The sequence below is a fragment of the Serratia sp. JSRIV001 genome (assembly GCF_019968745.1).
GTDB lineage: Bacteria > Pseudomonadota > Gammaproteobacteria > Enterobacterales > Enterobacteriaceae > Chania > Chania fonticola_B.
Genome location: NZ_CP074147.1, coordinates 1,929,806 through 1,945,063 on the forward strand (window position 1 = coordinate 1,929,806; position 15,258 = coordinate 1,945,063).

The window sequence follows — 15,258 nt, forward strand, 5'->3', positions numbered from 1 at the left end:
TGAGTATTATTCAGTTTTTGTGAGTGTAATACTGCGGCATGCTAGCCGCAACTTTCTTTTAACAGGTTGGATACAGCGATGGCGCTAAAAATAGCCTTGAGTGGTTTTATTGCTTTGATCGTGGCGATGGGGATTGGCCGGTTTGCCTTTACCCCGCAGGTGCCGTTGATGATTGCTGAGCACCAGTTCACCCTGACCGGGGCCGGGCTGGTGGCGGCGTTGAACTACCTGGGCTACCTGTGCGGTGCCTATGATGCGATGCGTGCCAGCCGCCATGTGGAGCGCCGTCTGTGGCTTGGCGTGTGGGGAGCAGTGGCGCTGACGCTGCTGTCTGCCTTGGTGTCGGGCGAGTGGCTGCATGGTGCAGTGCGCTTTGCGATTGGTTGGGCCAGCGGTTGGTCGATGGTGTTGGTGGCGGCTTGGACTAACGAGCGGTTGGCGCATTATGGCCGTCCCGCGTTAAGTGCTGCGGTCTTTGCCGGGCCTGGGGCCGGGATATTCATCAGCGGCATGCTGGCGGTGGCGATCAACAGCTGGGGCTTGAGCGCTTCGCAGGCCTGGTTGGTGTATGGCGCATTGGCGTTGGTGTTAATTGCCGCGATAAGCATTAACTTGCCAAGGGCAGGGGAGTTGCATCGCCCCGATGTGAAGCCTGAGCCGTTGGTGCTCACCCCGGCATTGAGGCGTTTGGTGTGGAGCTACAGCCTGGCGGGTTTTGGCTATATCCTGCCTGCGACCTTCCTGTCACAGATGGCGGCGGCCCGTTTCCCTGACAGCCTGTTCGCCCAGTTTGTCTGGCCGATTTTTGGCGGTGCGGCGGTGCTGGGGATTATCATCGGGATTGCAACCCGTCATCGGCTCACCACGCAGACCCGCCTGGCAATCACGCTGTGGGTACAGGCACTGGGCGTGCTTTGTGCCGAAGTGGTGCCGGGTGTTACCGGCCTGGCATTAGGGGCCATGCTAACCGGCGGTGGATTCCTCAGTGTGGTCCAGCTATCTATCCAGCACGGTAGGGAGTTGGCTCCCAATCACGCACGCTATATGGCCGGGCTGTTGACCACGGGTTATGCCATCGGTCAGTTGGTGGGCCCGATGCTCTCGGCGGTTTCAACGGCGCTGACGCATCGCCTGGAACCCGCGCTGTATGTAGCGGTGCTGGGGCTGCTGATCGCCGGTGTGCTGGTGATCAATACCCCGGCGCGGGCCATGGCCAGCAAGCCAAGGTTATCTTGAGTAAAATACATACAAAAAATGTGGGATACCCGCAGCCAGCCTGCTACGGGCTGGATGCGGATTTTTCATACCAGGATGAAACACAATCACTGGATAAACGTCTCACTCTCATCTAGAGTGGGGGAAAATATTGATCGGGTTCACGTTATCTATCCGTCGTCTTTCAAGCTGCAGTTAGCTCTTTCCCTGGATTTGTAGGGGCGCTGTATACTGCTCCTCATCACTCGGGGCGAGTAACCAACAGCCGATAACAACGCTGCAATTTGAAAGACCACGGGGATATTGCCGGGGCCGCCTGCTGGAGATACATCGCCATGACATCGTTAAGTAATGAAGCTGCACTGGTGCACGCGGCGCTTGAAGCGCGCGGCCTGGAAACCCCGCTATGTGGGGAAGTGTTGGATCGTGAGACGCGCAAGCGCCGTATCAAAGAGCACATGACGGAAATCATGCAGCTGTTGAACCTCGATCTGTCCGACGACAGCCTGGCAGAAACGCCACACCGTATTGCGAAAATGTATGTCGATGAGATCTTCTCCGGCCTGGATTACGTCAACTTCCCGAAGATCACCGTCATCGAAAACAAGATGAAAGTGGACGAAATGGTGACGGTGCGTGATATTACCTTGACCAGCACCTGCGAACATCACTTTGTCACCATCGATGGTAAAGCCACCGTGGCGTATATTCCCAAAGACTCGGTGATTGGCCTGTCGAAAATCAACCGCATCGTGCAGTTCTTTGCCCGTCGCCCACAGGTACAGGAGCGGTTGACTCAGCAGATCCTGGTGGCGTTGCAAACGCTGTTAGGCACCAACAACGTGGCGGTATCGATCGATGCGGTACATTACTGCGTCAAGGCTCGCGGTATTCGTGACGCTACCAGTGCTACCACCACCACGTCGCTGGGTGGGTTGTTCAAGTCCAGCCAGAATACGCGCCAGGAGTTCCTGCGTGCGGTGCGTCACCATCACGGTTGATGGCTGAGCTATGACGATGAAGGCGCCTGTGGGCGCCTTTTTACTGATAGAAATACAGCGGAAGAACATGAACGCTAACGAAACTCCCCGGCTACCACGCATTGCTACGCTGGACTGCGTACGCGGTATCGCCATCCTTGGCATTCTGTTGCTGAATATCAGCGCGTTTGGCCTGCCGAAAGCCGCCTATCTCAACCCTGCCTATCTGGGTATGCCCTCTACACGCGATGTCTGGACCTGGGCACTGTTGGATCTGTTCGCTCAGGTCAAGTTCCTGGCCATGTTCGCGCTGCTGTTTGGTGCCGGTCTGCAACTGCTATTACGGCGGGGCAAAGTCTGGATCCGTGCCCGGTTATCCTGGCTGGTCCTGATTGGCTTGGGGCACGCCATTTTCTTATGGGATGGGGACATCCTGCTGGCCTACGGGCTGATCGGCCTGGTGTGCTGGAGGATGATCCGCGACGCGCAGAATACCTTCACCCTGTTGAAAACAGGGGCGGTGTTGTATCTGATCGGCGTGGCGGTATTGTTGCTGCTAGGGTTTATCTCTCACGGTGAGCCGGGCAGTTTCTGGCAGCCGAGCGTGGCCGAATTGCAGTACGAGAAGTTCTGGAAGCTGCAAGGCGGACCGGAAGCCTGGCGCAGCCGTCTGGATCTGCTCTCTTCCAGCCTGATAGCCATCGGTGCGCAGTATGGCTGGCAACTGGCCGGGCTGATGCTGTTTGGTGCAGGCATGATGCGCAGCGGTTGGCTGCGTAACAGCTATTCGCCTGCTTATTACCGCCGTCAGGCCGCCTGGCTGATACCGCTTTCATTGCTGATCCAGTTGCCCGGTGTGCTGCTGCAGTGGCAGCTGAATTGGGATTATCGCTGGAGTGGCTTTTTGCTGCAGGTGCCGCGTGAGTTGGGCTCGCCGCTGCAGGCTATTGGCTACCTGGCTCTGGTCTACGGTTTTTGGCCAACGCTTTCCCGTCTGCGTATCAGCCACTGGTTAACCCAGGTTGGGCGGATGGCGCTAAGTAATTATCTGCTACAAACCCTGATTTGCAGCACGCTGTTCTTTCATTTTGGCCTCTATCAACAGCTCGACCGTTTGCAGCTATTGGCGGTCGTTCCCTTGGTGTGGCTGGCTAACCTGCTGTTTTCCACACTGTGGCTGCGGTACTTCGCGCAGGGCCCGATGGAATGGCTATGGCGCAAGCTGACTTCCCTTGCTGCGGGCGAAAGTCTACGTCAGCCGACAAAATGAGATCTGGCGCAGGTAGGTTAAAAAATTGTATGTAAACGTTTTCTTTCCTGTGACGTAATTCACGCTGAGGAGGATGACAAACGGGGTAGGATAGCGCCACTGTCTACTCTGTCGACCTCGGGACGTTTCATGAATTCTGTGCATTCAACCACCATTCGCGATGTGGCGAAGCGTGCGGGTGTGTCCGTCGCTACCGTCTCGCGAGTGCTGAACAACAGTGCCCTGACCAGCAAAGAGACCCGCGAACAGGTGCTGAAGGCGGTGGCGGAACTGGGTTATCGGCCAAACGCCAACGCGCAGGCTTTGGCTACCCAGAGCAGTGAAACGCTGGGCGTGGTGGTGATGGATGTCTCCGATCCGTTCTTCGGCGCGTTAGTGAAAGCGGTAGACACAGTGGCGCAGCAAAACCACAAATACCTGCTTATCGGCAACAGTTACCATCAGGCGGACAAAGAGCGCCATGCCATCGAGGTGCTGATCCGTCAACGCTGCAATGCCTTGATTGTTCATGCAAAAGCGTTAGGTGACGCGGAACTGATCGCCTTTATGGATCAGATCCCGGGCATGGTGTTAATTAACAGAATTGTAACGGGCTACGAGCACCGCTGCGTTGGCCTGAATAATGTGTTTGGCGCTGAAGTTGCCATGCGCTTGCTGCTCTCGCAGGGGCATCAACGGATCGGTTACCTGGGTTCCGATCACCCCATCGAAGACGGCCCGCTGCGCCAGCAAGGCTATAGCCAGGCGATGGCCGCGGCAGGTTTTTCCCCACCGGATAGCTGGCGTGCCTATGGTTCACCGGACCTGCAGGGGGGTGAGGCAGCGATGGTTGAACTGCTGGGTCGCAACCTGCACCTTAGCGCCGTGTTCGCCTATAACGACGCCATGGCAGCCGGTGCGATGGCGGTACTGAAAGAAAACGGTATCACAGTGCCGCAGCATTTCTCGCTGGTGGGGTTTGATGATATCCCCATTGCCCGCTATACCAGCCCCAAGCTGACCACCATCCGTTATCCGATCGTTTCAATGGCCACCCTGGCTGCCGAGCTGGCGCTGAAGGGCGCTGCCGGGCAGCTTGAACCTCAGGCTTCACACCTGTTTATGCCGACGCTGGTACGCCGCCATTCTGTAGCGCCGTGGCAAAGTGAGGCTTCGGTCACTCTCTGAACATTTAATAGTGTGTAACCGTTTTCAATCTGTGAGAAAATTCACAGATTATTAACATAGTGCCGTCTATGCTCTAGTCGTTTTCCAGCGCAAAGGCTCTTGCCAGCCAAGCTTTTAATCTGGCGCTGACACAGCATCACAGGAATAACAAGCAACACGGATGACAGGAATTCTTTTGAAACTGCCACGCCCAACTGTGTGCATTGTGGCTAAAGGCTTAATACCGAGTACGATCCTCTACAAACCGGAGACAGACAATGAATAAGAAGGTTTTCACCCTGGCCGCGCTGGCCGCAAGCATGATGTTTGGCGCAGCTGCGCATGCTGATACCCGCATTGGCGTCACGATTTACAAATATGACGACAACTTTATGTCGGTGGTGCGTAAGGCGATCGAAAAAGATGCCAAGGCCTCTCCGGATGTCACGCTGCTGATGAATGACTCACAGAATGACCAGTCCAAGCAGAATGACCAGATCGACGTACTGATTGCCAAAGGCGTAAAAGCGCTGGCGATCAACCTGGTGGACCCGGCCGCCGCTCCGGTGGTGATTGACAAGGCACGTGCCAACGATATCCCGGTGGTGTTCTACAACAAAGAACCTTCCCGCAAGGCGTTGGATAGCTACGACAAAGCCTATTACGTTGGTACCGACTCTAAAGAGTCTGGCGTGATCCAGGGCGAGCTGATTGCCAAACACTGGAAAGCCAACCCAGCCTGGGATCTGAACAAAGACGGTCAGATCCAATATGTGCTGTTGAAAGGTGAACCAGGCCACCCGGACGCAGAAGCGCGTACCACCTACGTGATCAAAACGCTGAATGAAAAAGGCGATAAGACTCAGCAACTGCAGATGGACACCGCGATGTGGGATACCGCTCAGGCTAAAGACAAGATGGACGCCTGGCTGTCTGGCCCTAACGCCAACAAGATCGAAGTGGTAATCGCTAACAACGATGCGATGGCCATGGGGGCGGTTGAAGCCCTGAAAGCTCACAACAAGAGCAGCATTCCGGTCTTTGGTGTCGATGCCCTGCCAGAAGCACTGGCAATGGTGAAGTCCGGGGCGATGGCCGGTACCGTGCTGAACGATGCCGACAATCAGGCAAAGGCGACCTTCGATCTGGCGAAGAACCTGGCCGCGGGCAAACCTGCTGCTGACGGCACCCAATGGAAGATCGTCGATAAAATCGTACGTATTCCTTACGTGGGTGTAGATAAAGATAACCTGTCTCAGTTTGTGAAATAACCCGAGATAGAGAGAAATGCCCCCGCCGGTATTTAGGCGGGGGAACTTATTAGAAGAACCCGTTAATTCTCCACTGCTGCAAGCCAGCTTGGGAGAGTGCTGGTTCCAGAATTAGCCAGGACTATTTATGGCCGAAAACTCTCGTGAGTGGCTACTGGAAATGACGGATATCAGTAAGTCGTTTCCCGGCGTAAAGGCATTAGACAAAGTGAATTTACGCGTACGTCCAAACTCCATTCATGCACTAATGGGGGAGAACGGCGCCGGAAAATCCACCTTATTAAAATGTCTGTTTGGCATTTATAATAAAGATTCCGGCAGTATTCTGTTTCAGGGGCAGGAAGTCGATTTCAAAAGTTCCAAAGAGGCGTTGGAGCAGGGCGTTTCGATGGTACATCAGGAACTGAACCTGGTATTGCAACGTACCGTGATGGACAACATGTGGCTGGGTCGCTATCCCACCAAAGGGCTGTTTGTCGATCAGGACAAGATGTACAAAGACACCAAGGAAATTTTCGACGAACTGGATATTGATATCGATCCCCGTGCCAAAGTCGGCACGCTGTCGGTATCCCAGATGCAGATGATCGAAATTGCCAAGGCGTTCTCCTACAACGCTAAAATTGTGATTATGGATGAGCCAACCTCTTCTCTGACCGAGAAGGAGGTGAATCATCTGTTCACCATTATTCGTAAGCTGAAAGAACGTGGCTGCGGCATCGTGTATATCTCGCACAAGATGGAAGAGATCTTCCAGCTATGCGATGAAATCACCATTCTGCGCGACGGCCAATGGATCGCCACCCAGCCGCTGGAAGGGCTGGATATGGACAAGATTATCTCAATGATGGTTGGGCGTTCGCTGAGCCAGCGTTTCCCCGATCGTCAGAATACGCCGGGTGAGGTGATTTTAGAGGTGAAAGGCCTGACCTCTTTGCGCCAGCCTTCGATCCGCGATATCTCCTTTGATCTGCATCAGGGAGAGATCCTGGGCATTGCCGGGCTGGTGGGCGCCAAGCGCACCGATATTGTGGAAACCCTGTTTGGCATCCGCGAAAAGGTGGCCGGCACCATCAAGCTGCACGGTAAACATATCAACAATAACAGTGCTAACGAAGCCATCAACCACGGTTTTGCCCTGGTGACGGAAGAGCGTCGTTCCACCGGTATTTATGCTTACCTGAATATTGGCTTTAACTCGTTGATTGCCAATATTCGCCAATACAAAAACAAGATGGGCCTGCTGGATAATAACCGGATGAAAAGCGACACCCAATGGGTGATCGATGCCATGCGGGTGAAAACGCCGGGCCACCATACCAATATCGGTTCGCTTTCCGGCGGTAATCAGCAAAAGGTGATCATTGGCCGCTGGCTACTGACACAGCCGGAAATCCTGATGATGGATGAGCCAACGCGCGGTATCGACGTGGGGGCCAAGTTTGAAATTTACCAGTTAATGACCGAATTGGCGAAGAAGGGCAAGGGGATCATTATAATCTCTTCCGAAATGCCGGAGCTTTTGGGAATTACCGACAGAATATTGGTGATGAGTAATGGTCAGGTTGCGGGCATTGTGAATACCAAACAGACCTCGCAAAATGAAATATTGCGGCTAGCCTCCTTGCATCTTTAAGGATCGTAATTATGAGCGCACTGAATAAAAAAACCTTGTTCACCTATTTTAAAGAAGGTGGCATTTATCTGGTCCTGTTGGTGTTACTGGCGATTATTATTATCCAGGACCCCACCTTTTTAAGCCTGATGAACCTGAGTAATATCCTGACCCAATCCTCGGTGCGTATTATCATTGCGCTGGGCGTGGCCGGGCTGATCGTCACGCAGGGGACAGACCTTTCTGCAGGGCGTCAGGTAGGGTTGGCAGCGGTAATTGCCGCGACCCTGCTGCAATCGATGGATAACGTCAACAAAGTGTTCCCGCATATGGAAACCTGGTCGATCCCGCTGGTGATCTTGCTGGTTTGCGCCGTGGGCGCGGTGATTGGCCTGGTCAACGGCTTGATTATCGCCTATCTCAACGTGACGCCGTTTATCACTACGTTGGGCACCATGATCATCGTGTATGGGATTAACTCCCTGTATTACGATTACGTGGGGGCTTCACCGGTGGCCGGTTTCGATCCGAAATTCTCCACCTTTGCCCAAGGGTTCTTGCGATTCGGTGACTTCAAGCTGTCCTATATCACCTTCTACGCCATTATTGCGATCGCCTTTGTCTGGGTGCTGTGGAATAAAACCCGCTTTGGCAAGAATATCTTCGCCATCGGTGGTAACCCGGAAGCGGCGAAAGTCTCTGGCGTCAACGTTCCGCTGAACCTGATCATGATTTATGCGCTGTCCGGGGTGTTCTACGCCTTTGGCGGTTTACTGGAGGCAGGCCGTATCGGTAGCGCCACCAACAACCTCGGCTTTATGTATGAACTGGATGCAATCGCGGCCTGTGTGGTCGGCGGTGTGTCGTTCGCCGGTGGGGTAGGTACGGTGCTGGGCGTGGTGACCGGGGTGATCATCTTTACCGTCATCAACTACGGCCTGACCTATATCGGCGTGAACCCTTACTGGCAGTACATTATCAAGGGGAGCATTATCATCTTTGCGGTAGCGCTGGACTCCCTGAAGTACGCCAAGAAAAAATAAGTCTGTTTTGCGCTTTACGTTAACGGCCAGCATCTGCTGGCCGTTTTGCTTTTGCTATGTAACACGGCAGATATGCCATCTTACTGTTATTCCATTCGTCGCTGTTCCCCCTCACCCCAACCCTCTCCCCAAAAAGGAGAGGGGGCAGTACGGAGCTGCGTTCAGGGACAGGAGTTTATTTGTGGCCATGACGCATTCGGTGTTGTGGTCAGACGCAGGAGTTAATCTGTGGCACATACGGTCCCCTCTCCCCAAAAAGGAGAGGGGGCAGAACGGAGCTGCGTTCAGGGACAGGAGTTTATTTGTGGCCATGACGCATTCGGTGTTGTGGTCAGACGCAGGAGTTAATCTGTGGCACGTACGGTCCCCTCTCCCTGTGGGAGTGTACAGACCGGGGACATCATGAACACTTGTTCGGGGACATGGTAGACACTTACAACATAGGTATGAGTACTTCTGAGTGGAGTTGCTTATGCCGTGGGATGAGAGATCTGCCATGTCATTACGTACCGAGTTTGTGCTTTTCGCCTCGCAAGAAGGCGCTAATATCCGTGCGCTATGCCGTCAGTTCGGCATAGCGCCTGCTACCGCATACAAGTGGTTACATCGCTGGCACTCTGATGGGCGCGCCGGTCTGAACGAACGTTCTCGAGTGCCACACCATTCCCCCAGCAGAACCTCTGACACCGTTGTCCAACATCTCCGCGCTGCACACCTGGCCCATCCGATGTGGGGCGCACGCAAGCTCAAGCGGTGGCTCGAGATGCAGGGGCATACGTTACCGGCCGCCAGCACCGTGCATAACCTCATGCGCCGCCATGACCTGCTACCGGGCGGTCCGTCACCGGCGCCCACCGTCGGACGCTTTGAACATAACGCCCCGAACCGACTCTGGCAGATGGACTTTAAAGGCCACTTCCCCTTCGCCGAAGGGCGTTGTCATCCGCTGACCTTGCTGGATGACCATTCGCGCTTCTCGCTCTGTCTGGCGCACTGCCCGGACGAGCGACGTGTCACCGTGCAGTCACAGTTGATAGCGGTGTTCGAACGTTATGGCTTGCCGGAGAGAATGACCATGGATAATGGTGCCCCCTGGGGCGACACGACGGGCAGTTGGACCGCGCTGGAACTGTGGCTGATGCGTCAGGGTATCCGGGTGGGTCACTCTCGGCCTTATCATCCTCAGACTCAGGGTAAGCTGGAGCGCTTCCACCGCAGCCTGAAGGCAGAGCTCCTGCAGGGACGGTGGTTTACCCATGCCGCGCAGTTGCAGGAGGTGTTCGACGCCTGGCGAGATACCTACAACCTGGAACGCCCACACGAAGCCCTGTCAATGGCGGTGCCAGCGTCCCGTTATCAGCCTTCATCGCGACAATACAATGGCAATCCGGCGGCAGCCGAGTATGACGAGGGGGTCCTGGTCAGGAAAGTGGATGTCAGTGGAAAACTAAGCCTGAAAGGGATGGGTCTGAAAGTGGGCAAGGCCTTTATCGGTGAATATGTCGGGCTGAAGGAAAGTGAGAGAGAGGGCTACTACGAGATATGGTGGTACAGCACGAAAGTGGGGATGATCGACCTGAGAAATAGGTCGATCATCATGGGTAAAGGATGTTAAAAAGTGTTCACCATGTCCTTGAACACCTGTCTACCATGTCCCCGGTCTGTACAGGGAGAGGGCTAGGGTGAGGGGCAATCGCTGGAGCGTGAGGTGAACTCAGCTCTTCTTCTGCTGCTGGGCCTTAAGCTTCTCCGCCGCCAGCTTGTGCTCCAGCTCTACCAACTGCTCCGGCGACACAGCCGGGTAACCCGGTGCATCTTCCGGCACCTTGTGCATCGCAGATATCGGGATTAATGGGCCAAGGAAGCGGGGCTCACGCTTGAGGATATACAGATCGGTCAGGGCACCCAGGCGAGCAAAGATCTCGCGCACGCGCACCGTCATCATATTTTTTGGCGAAGGTACCGCATAGCATTGCGCCTGGATACCCATATGCAGGGCGATAAATAGGGCGCGCTCGCAGTGGAATCGCTGGGTGATGATGATGAAGTCGTTGGTATCGAACACCTTGCGCGTACGGACAATGGAGTCGAGGGTACGGAAACCGGCATAGTCGAGCACGATATCGCTAGGCGCAACGCCAGCGGCCAGCAGGTCGCGGCGCATGGTCATCGGTTCGTTGTAGCTTTGCTGGGCATTATCGCCGCTCAGTAGCAGGTACTTCACCTTACCGCTGTTATAGGCGTTGATCGCCCCTTGAATACGGTAGCGGTAATATTGGTTAAGCACTCCGGTACGGTAATATTTGGAGGTGCCAAGCACCACCCCCACCTGACGATGTGGTAGCGTTTGCATTTCTTCGTAAATATAAGGCGCGGTTTTCCAGCTTATCCAGCGATCGAGCGCGATAGCCGACAGCATCAGCACCGAAATGATGATGAACAGGCTAATTATCAGGCGTTTCCACATGTTGATGCCTTGCGCGAACGAGGGCTAAAGTAAGACTCAAGGCTACTTTACCTGCCCGGCAGACGCAAGCAATGAGCCGTTTACCGCAGGTGTTACGCTGCATTTTTCAGCAAAATCTGGTCTTGGCGTGATAACCGGGCCTGACTAACAGGCCCGGTGAGGAACTTAGAACGAGGTACGCTTGTAGATACGATACTGCGGACGCCAGAAGTTATGCTCGATGGCTTTAGACAACGCCTCTTCCGACGTCACCACTGCTACACCCTGCAACTGAGCGGCTTTGCCCACTTCCATCGCGATGCATTTGGATACGCCTTGAATATCATCGATATTCGGCAGTAGTGCGCCGTGGCCGTCGGTAGCCAGCGGAGAACAGTCGGCCAGGGCTCGGCTGGCGGCCATCAGCATGGCATCGGTGACCCGTTTTGCCCCTGCAGCCAATACGCCAAGGCCAATCCCCGGGAAGATATAGGAGTTGTTGCACTGGGCAATCGGGAACAGCTGGTCTTTATAGGTTACCGGTGAGAACGGGCTACCAGTGGCGACCAGTGCAGCACCGTCGGTCCAGGTGATGATATCTTCTGGCCGGGCTTCCACGCGGGAGGTTGGGTTGGACAGCGGCATCACGATCGGACGCGGGCAATGCTTGTGCATCTCACGGATCAGTTCTTCGGTAAACAGCCCCGGCTGGCCAGAGACGCCGATCAGCACGGTCGGCTTGGCGTTGCGCACTACTTCCAGCAGGGAGATCGCATCGCTTTCCACCTGCCATTGATCCAGATTGGCACTTTTCTGCACCAGCTTGCTCTGGAAATCGAGCAGGTTCGGCAGCTTATCCGTCAGCAGGCCAAAACGGTCAACCATAAACACGCGAGAGCGGGCTTCTTCTTCGCTCAGCCCTTCGGATTTCATCTGTGCGATGATCTGTTCGGCAATCCCACAGCCTGCGGAACCTGCCCCCAGGAAGGCGACGGTTTGATCGCGCAGTTGGCTGCCAGCGGCACGGCTGGCGGCGATCAGGCTGCCCAGCGTCACTGCGGCGGTGCCTTGAATATCGTCGTTAAAGCAGCACAGCTCATCACGATAACGATTAAGCAGCGGCGTGGCGTTATTCTGGGCAAAATCTTCAAACTGCAACAGCACGTTCGGCCAACGACGTTTCACCGCCTGGATGAACTCTTCCACAAAGGCGTGATATTCGTCGCCAGAAATACGTGGATGACGCCACCCCATATAGAGCGGATCGTTCAGGCGCTGCGGGTTGTTGGTGCCCACGTCCAGCACCACCGGCAAGGTATAGGCCGGGCTGATGCCGCCACAGGCTGTGTACAGAGAGAGCTTACCGATAGGAATACCCATGCCCCCGATGCCCTGGTCGCCTAGGCCAAGGATGCGTTCCCCGTCGGTGACCACAATCACCTTAACGTTCTGCTTGGTGGCGTTTTGCAGCATATCGTCGATGCGATCGCGGTTCGGGTAGGAGATAAACAGCCCACGTGCGCGGCGATAGATGTCAGAGAAATGCTCGCAGGCTTCGCCCACGGTTGGCGTATAGATGATGGGCATCATCTCGCTCAGGTGCGAATCCAGCAGGCGATAGAACAGCGTTTCGTTGGTGTCCTGGATATTGCGCAGGTAGATGTGCTTGTCGTTATCGTTCTTGAAATCCTGATACTGACGGTAAGCACGTTCCACCTGTTCTTCGATGGTTTCTATCGCTTCCGGCAGCAGGCCGTGCAGGTTGAAGTTACTGCGTTCTTCTTCGGAAAAGGCGCTGCCTTTGTTCAGCAACGGAAATTCCAACAGAATGGGGCCAGCGTAGGGGATGTAGAGAGGGCGTTTGCTTTCGTATTCCAGTTCCATCAGTTTCTACTCTTTGCCTAGGGTAAGCTTTATTACTGCCGATCCTAAGATATCGGCAAAATATGTACAGCATTTGTTAGTAAATAATGAGGAATTGTCGCTTGTTGCTGGTTTTTTAGCCGGATTGCGGCGGAGCACGGTGGCTCCGCCTGAGGGATCAGAAGGTCACGCGTTGGACGTCTTCGCAGCCCAAGGCCGCCAGGGTGGCGCGGGTGGCATCCCACTGGGTCAGGATTGCGCCTTCCGCTTCGGCCAATACGGCACGGCGTACTTTCTGGCAATCACCACCGGAGACATTCATCAGGATCAGTGCGGCCTGCAATGGCGGCAGGCTAGGGTTGAACGCGGCGTTTTCTGCATAGCGGCCAGCGTAAACCTTGCCGTCTTCGGCTTCCAGCGCTACGCCGCTATGGGCGGTGCTGTAAGGGGCATGGCTGCGGTTGGCGGCATCCAGAGCCGCTTTCGCCAGTTCATCATCCAGCGTCAGTTGGAAGCCGTGATCGACCGGATCCATCAGCAACTCGCTGATTTGCAGATCTTTCGGGCCGAAGGAGTAAGGCAGGTAATCACCCAGAGTGGCGGTTGCCCGTGTAGGCAAATGGATCTCCAACTCGGTGCCGCTGTTAAGCTCATTCATAAACTGGCGGCAGTGGCCGCAAGGCGAGTAGTTGACGGTGACCGCAACCAGCTTGGCTTCGCCACGCAGCCAGGCATGCGTGACAGCGCACTGTTCCGCGTGCACCGTTTGTTGCATAGGTGCACCACGGAATTCCATGTTGCCACCAAAATACCAGTTGCCGCTGACGCCACGCGCCACCGCCCCAACGTGGAAATGCGAAATCGGCGTTAACGAGCAGGCCGCCGCCAATGGCAGCAGAGCAAAGGCCAGAGCATCGTCATCCAACCCGCACTGTTGCTTGATCGCCGCAATCTGCTCGGCCTTGAACATGGCTGCGAAATCAGGCGCATCTAAATAGGGCAGCAGGGCGGATTGCAAGGCCGCAGGCAATTCGCTGTAGGCGGAGTGAAAGCGAGAATGCATAAGGAAGTCTCTCTACAAGTTAACGGGTTAACATTCTAGGCAACCGGCCCACAACAAAATGTGACTTGTATCTATTTTTTAATGAAACAACTGCAATGAAACTTATAAATGCGAGATGTATCGCAGGTTTTAAGCCGTTAACCAAACAGCCGCAGCAGTATCGGGAATACGAACGGCGCGGTCAGCGAAGTGATAATCCCGCAGATAACCAAAGCCAGCGAACTGAATGCGCCCTGTTGGTAATCCATTTCTACGCAGCGTGCTGTACCCAACGCATGCGAGGCGGTCCCCATCGCCAAACCGCGCGATGAATTGGTGGTGATCCGTAACAGGCCAAGCAGCGAATGGCCGAAAACCGCCCCCAGAATTCCGACAAAAATCACGCACACCGCGCTGATGGCCGGGATGCCGCCAATCGACTCGGCTACCGCCATGGCTATTGGGGTCGTCACCGACTTTGGCAAGATCGAGGCGGCAATTTCAGGTTTGGCCCCCATCAGCAGGGCAATGGCACCGCCGCTGATCATCGCGGTCATGCTGCCAATAAAGCAGACGGTGATGATGGATTTCCAACGCGCGCGGATCTGATGGATCTGCTCGTATAGCGGAAAAGCAAGGGCGACCACCGCCGGTTGCAGCAGATCGTTGAGGATTTTGCTGCCTTGAAAATAGCGTTCATAAGGAATGCCGGTCAGCAACAGCAGCGGGATAATCACCGCCATCGAGACCAATAATGGGTTCAGCAATGGCATGTTGAGCTTTTGCGCCAGCTTGCGTGCCGCGTAAAATACCACCAGGGTCAGCGGCAAGGACCACCAGATATTTTGCATCATTGTTCATCCTCCGCATTTTTTGCTTTACCGAGGATGGGACGCTCGCGATGGAAGTAATGTGAAGTATAGCCAACCACCACAAACACCAGCAGCGTACTGATCAGGCAAGACACGATCAGCGGAGCCAGATCGTCAATTATCTGGTCGTAATACTTCATGATGCCGACGCCGATTGGCACGAACAGCAGCACCATATAACGGATAAACAGATGGCAGCCAGGCTTGACCCATTTGGCCGGTAAAATTTGTGAGGAGAGCAAGGCAAACAGGATCAACATCCCGATAATGCTGCCGGGGATGGCGATCGGCAGCAGCGCCGCAATGGCGTTACCGGCGAACAGGCTGAGGTAGATCAGCACGATCGCCCTGACATATTTCCAACACAGGTTAAATAGGTTGCCCATAGTGCATTCTCGTTGATGTTGACGTATTCATCATACAATTAAACTGTGAGCTACGCCACAAAACGCATCATGAATTCTCGCTATGCCTATCATGCCATTTTGGCAAGAT

At 54.8% G+C, this 15,258-nt stretch carries 13 protein-coding genes; 8 read left to right on the forward strand and 5 right to left on the reverse strand.

Translation table 11 applies throughout. The features are described from left to right. Positions 1 to 78: 78 nt before the first annotated feature. From KGP17_RS08815 to KGP17_RS08850, 8 genes are all read left to right on the forward strand, one after another. Positions 79 to 1,236 carry a YbfB/YjiJ family MFS transporter gene (locus KGP17_RS08815; protein WP_223499179.1) on the forward strand — a complete coding sequence of 386 codons (1,158 nt, stop codon included), beginning with the start codon at positions 79 to 81 and terminating at the stop codon, positions 1,234 to 1,236. A 314-nt stretch (positions 1,237 to 1,550) separates the two neighbouring features. Further along, positions 1,551 to 2,216 (forward strand): GTP cyclohydrolase I FolE, encoded by a 666-nt coding sequence (folE, locus tag KGP17_RS08820; RefSeq protein ID WP_223499180.1) that lies wholly within the window; start codon positions 1,551 to 1,553, stop codon positions 2,214 to 2,216. A 67-nt stretch (positions 2,217 to 2,283) separates the two neighbouring features. After that, positions 2,284 to 3,465 (forward strand): DUF418 domain-containing protein YeiB, encoded by a 1,182-nt coding sequence (gene yeiB / locus KGP17_RS08825; protein WP_094983263.1) that lies wholly within the window; start codon positions 2,284 to 2,286, stop codon positions 3,463 to 3,465. 129 nt (positions 3,466 to 3,594) lie between these two features. Beyond that, complete coding sequence (galS, locus tag KGP17_RS08830; RefSeq protein WP_059200304.1) at positions 3,595 to 4,632, forward strand: HTH-type transcriptional regulator GalS; 1,038 nt, start codon at positions 3,595 to 3,597, stop codon at positions 4,630 to 4,632. 257 nt (positions 4,633 to 4,889) lie between these two features. Continuing rightward, positions 4,890 to 5,882, forward strand: coding sequence for a galactose/glucose ABC transporter substrate-binding protein MglB (gene mglB / locus KGP17_RS08835; protein ID WP_021180577.1), 993 nt, complete (start codon positions 4,890 to 4,892; stop codon positions 5,880 to 5,882). Between the two features lie 127 nt (positions 5,883 to 6,009). Continuing rightward, positions 6,010 to 7,518, forward strand: a complete 1,509-nt coding sequence (mglA, locus tag KGP17_RS08840; protein ID WP_209555385.1) for a galactose/methyl galactoside ABC transporter ATP-binding protein MglA — start codon at positions 6,010 to 6,012, stop codon at positions 7,516 to 7,518. Positions 7,519 to 7,529: 11 nt separating this feature from the next. Beyond that, complete coding sequence (gene mglC, locus KGP17_RS08845) at positions 7,530 to 8,540, forward strand: galactose/methyl galactoside ABC transporter permease MglC (RefSeq protein ID WP_021805061.1); 1,011 nt, start codon at positions 7,530 to 7,532, stop codon at positions 8,538 to 8,540. Positions 8,541 to 9,000: 460 nt separating this feature from the next. Beyond that, positions 9,001 to 10,155: an IS481 family transposase gene (locus KGP17_RS08850; protein ID WP_371822129.1), complete on the forward strand. Its 1,155-nt coding sequence runs from the start codon at positions 9,001 to 9,003 to the stop codon at positions 10,153 to 10,155. Positions 10,156 to 10,254: 99 nt separating this feature from the next. Here the strand turns inward: KGP17_RS08850 and sanA are convergent, their stop codons facing one another. The 5 genes from sanA to KGP17_RS08875 all read right to left on the reverse strand — a co-directional run bounded on the left by sanA (position 10,255) and on the right by KGP17_RS08875 (position 15,149). Further along, on the reverse strand, positions 10,255 to 11,007 hold the full coding sequence (sanA, locus tag KGP17_RS08855) for an outer membrane permeability protein SanA (protein WP_074028798.1): 753 nt from the start codon (positions 11,005 to 11,007) through the stop codon (positions 10,255 to 10,257). Positions 11,008 to 11,172: 165 nt separating this feature from the next. Beyond that, complete coding sequence (locus KGP17_RS08860) at positions 11,173 to 12,870, reverse strand: NAD-dependent malic enzyme (RefSeq protein WP_223499181.1); 1,698 nt, start codon at positions 12,868 to 12,870, stop codon at positions 11,173 to 11,175. Between the two features lie 157 nt (positions 12,871 to 13,027). Next, positions 13,028 to 13,912, reverse strand: coding sequence for a cytidine deaminase (gene cdd / locus KGP17_RS08865; protein ID WP_021805058.1), 885 nt, complete (start codon positions 13,910 to 13,912; stop codon positions 13,028 to 13,030). A gap of 137 nt (positions 13,913 to 14,049) precedes the next feature. Beyond that, positions 14,050 to 14,745, reverse strand: coding sequence for a CidB/LrgB family autolysis modulator (locus tag KGP17_RS08870; RefSeq protein ID WP_223499182.1), 696 nt, complete (start codon positions 14,743 to 14,745; stop codon positions 14,050 to 14,052). Continuing rightward, on the reverse strand, positions 14,742 to 15,149 hold the full coding sequence (locus tag KGP17_RS08875; RefSeq protein ID WP_021805056.1) for a CidA/LrgA family protein: 408 nt from the start codon (positions 15,147 to 15,149) through the stop codon (positions 14,742 to 14,744). Before KGP17_RS08875 ends, KGP17_RS08870 begins: the two co-directional genes overlap by 4 nt. Positions 15,150 to 15,258: the final 109 nt, after the last annotated feature.